This window comes from Priestia sp. P5_B4 (assembly GCF_056400385.1).
The window spans coordinates 1-888 of sequence record NZ_JBFULJ010001215.1; the positions used below are offsets into that span (position 1 = coordinate 1).

The 888-nt window shown below is 34.9% G+C and carries 2 protein-coding genes; both read right to left on the bottom strand.

What is annotated here, in order from left to right; translation table 11 throughout:
* The coding region (locus AC1DRF_RS30035; protein WP_477742575.1) for a GerAB/ArcD/ProY family transporter at positions 1-304 on the bottom strand (304 nt) is incomplete at its 3' end.
* Positions 305-497: 193 nt separating this feature from the next.
* Positions 498-888, bottom strand: a 391-nt coding sequence (locus AC1DRF_RS30040) for an HTH-type transcriptional regulator Hpr (protein ID WP_477742576.1), incomplete at its 5' end; no start/stop codon positions are given.

Sequence of the window (888 nt, forward strand, 5' to 3'; positions counted from 1 at the left end):
AAGTGACGATCTCCATAAGGGTCAAATAAACGATTGTAAGAAAAATAACGACATTGGTAAATGACTTATTCACATGCTTTTTCATCCATTGAAAAAGATGTTCGCCTTTTGTTTTTTTATTTACATATACGAGTAAAGGAACCCATATGAGTGTTAAAAGACAAGTAAGAAGAACGGTGATCCAAGCATCTCGTCCTGCCGTTTTAATTAATGGAGATATGAGCATCACATGAGTTTTTAAGCCAATAAACGTCATTGAAAGAAGGATCAATTGAAAAACAGAAATCGAGTCTGACTTATTCATGGTAATCACTCCTTCTCTTCAGAAAATTTACTACTGGTAGCTTATCCTAAATTTCTCATAATATAATGGAGAATCATTATTCGAAAAATAAAAAAGAGCTGTTTTATACGTCGTATTTCTCACGTATAAAACAGCTCGCCTGTTATTCACTTATTTTCATGAAGCCCTATTGTCTGCATATTATTCACTGCGTTCAATTACTAGTTAGCTGGACTTCTTTCTTATCTTCATTTTCTTCTATTCCCGCTTCTTTTATATTCACAAAAGGTTGATCAGCAACGGTCACAAGCTCGCCGCCGCAAACATGGCGAACAACGGTTACTAGCTCTGGAAAAGCGGGAAATTTGCCGTATAACGTTTTTAAAGGAAGTGCGCCTTTACATATCTTACTGTTATGTGGTTCATACCCTTTGAGCGTATCAAGCAATAATTGTTCGCCATTTTCAGTCAATTTGATGTAGGTGTTTCTTTTATCATTTTCTCTTTTGGACAAATGCAGATATCCCTGATTTTCTAATTTTTTTGAAAAATTAAACGCTGTAGAGATATGCATAGCTCCTAAATTAGCTAACTCTGACATAGAG